4 protein-coding genes are annotated in these 2,652 nt (G+C 59.2%); 1 reads left to right on the forward strand and 3 read right to left on the reverse strand.

Translation table 11 applies throughout. The features are described from left to right. Positions 1–412: HAD domain-containing protein (locus x551_RS26010; RefSeq protein WP_253950440.1), on the forward strand; the 412-nt coding region annotated here is incomplete at its 5' end. 251 nt (positions 413–663) lie between these two features. On the opposite strand, the gene x551_RS20920 is transcribed toward x551_RS26010, so the two are convergent. The 3 genes from x551_RS20920 to x551_RS28270 all read right to left on the reverse strand — a co-directional run bounded on the left by x551_RS20920 (position 664) and on the right by x551_RS28270 (position 2,196). Further along, the gene (locus x551_RS20920; RefSeq protein ID WP_036250956.1) at positions 664–1,353 is read right to left on the reverse strand and encodes a helix-turn-helix transcriptional regulator; all 690 of its coding nucleotides are present in this window, start codon (positions 1,351–1,353) and stop codon (positions 664–666) included. 103 nt (positions 1,354–1,456) lie between these two features. Beyond that, complete coding sequence (locus x551_RS24745; protein ID WP_081771438.1) at positions 1,457–1,888, reverse strand: S-adenosylhomocysteine hydrolase; 432 nt, start codon at positions 1,886–1,888, stop codon at positions 1,457–1,459. Positions 1,889–2,001: 113 nt separating this feature from the next. Next, positions 2,002–2,196, reverse strand: a complete 195-nt coding sequence (locus tag x551_RS28270; protein ID WP_081771439.1) for a DUF1778 domain-containing protein — start codon at positions 2,194–2,196, stop codon at positions 2,002–2,004. Positions 2,197–2,652: the final 456 nt, after the last annotated feature.

Here is a 2,652-nt window from a genome sequence, read left to right on the forward strand (position 1 = left end):
GCTCTGGTCACGCCTGTTCCATGCGCCCGCAACTCAAGTGCTGGTCGAAGCGCTCTACGAGCACGGTGCTCAGGTCGTCATCACGACGAGCTGGCTGAGATTCATGCTGCGCGAAGGCTTCGAACGGCTGTTCGCGAAGACTGGCCTCGGAGTGCTGAACACGAGCCTGCACGACGCTTGGGAGGCGCCGCAGAATCGCGGAGAGACTCGTGCCCAGGCCATTGACCGGTGGCTGGCTGCTCACCATCGTGGTGAGCCTTATGTCATCTTGGACGACGAGCTGAGTGGAACAGGCCTACGTCACTCCGTGCACGACCGGCGCGGTCGGCTAATCCTTTGCAACGAGAACGTTGGGCTGCATCGAGGGCACATGGCCGCTATTCGTTGGGCATTGTCCCGTCCAAGCGAATAGCGCGTTTCACGCCCGAGGCGGCGTCAGCACCGGGGGTGCCTTCCCTCCTCTGACACACCTGCAGCGCGGCAAGCGTTTGAAGGCGCACGCTAAGGGCTGAGTCCAATCGAACTTGTCCGCGTGAGCAGTTGTCGCCGCCTCAATGCGCGCCTTGGATTTTTGAACTGCCCAGCGTACCAGGCCTTGTGCTCGAGGTCACAGACCTCAGCCCCAGCTACTGCCCCACTCGATTGCGCATCACCTGCAAAGCGTCACTCTGTGCGACGCCGTCCTGTAGGAGATGAAAAGTCCAAGACAGTGCCATGCTTCACTTGGCGAACGGCATCGAGAACGCGCCGACGCACTTCGGACGGGAGTATCGTGGCCAGGGGCGATGCTTGGCGGAGTTCCTTGGACCGCTTCGTTTGGGAGAGTGCCCTACGCCAAGCCTTCCTGTGGAGGATGACTGACCATTCATCCCAGAGTACCTTTGAGCGCGATTCGCCGGATTGGCGCCAACGGTCCAAAGTGTTCAGGGCCTGCTGTAGCAGTTCGGGCCGCTTCTTGATGAGGCGAACGGCCTCTTCGTGCAGCATCAAGCTCTGCAGGTCCTGCAGTTCGTGCTTTGAGCTACTCGCCGAGACCGAGTAAGGGACCGAACGCGAGCTGGCGGATGGAGTGCCCGCAAGCTTCCCGGGCACCAGAGGCTCCAGCACATCGCTTGCGATGAGAACCAGGTCCTTAGACACCCCAAGTACGCTCATCACCCGCACGTAGCTGCCCATAGTAGGCGTGGGCTCACCGGACTCGATTGCATTGAGCGTCATCCGGGAAATGCCTGCTCGCTCCGCCATCTGGACCGTGGTGAGGCCCTGCGCTTGCCGAGCGCGCTTGAGCCGGGCGCCGAGTTGCAGAAGCAGTTGTCGGTCGAGAACTGAGGTGAGTTCCGAGGTCCCGGGCATCTGTAAGGCATTATAGACAAACGCAGCCCTTCTGTCCACAACGCCTTACATTGCTTCCGGGTCAGTTGAGAATGTGTCGCGGATGCGCCATCACGCTAGGCATTCAAGTGCGCTCGTACTCCACGAACTTGCCATTGAATCCAATCTTTCGAGTGATGCGCTGTCTACCGGTGTTGACCACCAATCCCGTCGGAACTTGTGAAGTCCTGCCAGCGTTGTACTCACGATTACGGCGCGGCTCTTCAACCCGCACGCCCAGTTTTCTAAGCGCTATCGGAGCCAGTACCTCAAGGGGGCCGACGGGTATTGGTTTGCCTGAAAGAACGCTGACTTTGGCCTTGGCGTACACCCCTGCTCCGATGCGCACGAGCAGCCCCTGGTCTTGTAGAGAACGAAGTACGACGGAAAGCTGAGACGAACCTCCGAACCTCCGCAGCTCCGAGCGAAGCACAACAGGACTGCTGGTACGTCCAATGAAGCGCTTGATGAGCGTTTCAAGCTTCACACGCGTACTCTGCTTGTTGATGGGAGGCATTCGGAAGTCGAACCTGCTCCGAGGACTCACGCTCTCGCCTTAAACCGCCCGTTCTGACCACATACGGTCCGACGTTCAAGGGCTAAGCACCACAGAAACACTCGCTCCCTGAGCTATCGCTTCTTTGTCCGGACTGGGCCGCTCGCGGTGGATTGGCCTTCCAGCCCGCACTTCTCAGCCCGCTCGCGAATGAGTACCTCAAGCATGTTCGAGAGAGTGCGATGTTCGCTCTCGGCGACCCGTCGAAGTAGCTCCTTAGTCGAGGGAGCCATCCGCAGGTTGATGGCCTCAGACTTTCGCTCGCCCATCACACCGGCCTTGTCTGTGCGTTGTCTTTACACGAATCAAAATGTATCTCACAATCCTCCCAACGTAAACCCAACCCACCCGGAGAGGAGGGCACAAAGGAGGCGCTGTGAGTGGTGAAAGACCTGCGGCTGCTCGGATAGCAGCGGCTTGCCGGGACTTGATGGTTTCTACCGTACGGTCGCCATTGCAGGCGTACTAACGGCGCGATGAGTACTTTGACTCATTCCGACCGATGGGCTGGCCTTCTCGCCGACCCAGATGTCCGCGAGGTCGGTGGAGAGCATACGAACGAGGGCATAGATTACGCCCGGTTCTTGGCGATGGCCCTTATCGTCGAAATGGAGCGGCAGAGCCTCCAAGACTATGCGTTGCTATTCGAGTATTTGCAGGACATCGCGATACTCAATTCGTCTACAAACCCGACCCGGGTAACCCTGCTCTGTTGACGCCGACCG

It is taken from the genome of Methylibium sp. T29 (assembly GCF_000576205.1).
GTDB lineage: Bacteria > Pseudomonadota > Gammaproteobacteria > Burkholderiales > Burkholderiaceae_C > Methylibium > Methylibium petroleiphilum.

Bases quoted from the DNA above. Each gene is read 5' to 3' on its own strand.
- x551_RS20920 (WP_036250956.1), bottom strand. From the start codon at position 1,353: ATGCCCGGGACCTCGGAACTCACCTCAGTTCTCGACCGACAACTGCTT.
- x551_RS28270 (WP_081771439.1), bottom strand. From the start codon at position 2,196: ATGGGCGAGCGAAAGTCTGAGGCCATCAACCTGCGGATGGCTCCCTCG.
- x551_RS24745 (WP_081771438.1), bottom strand. From the start codon at position 1,888: ATGCCTCCCATCAACAAGCAGAGTACGCGTGTGAAGCTTGAAACGCTC.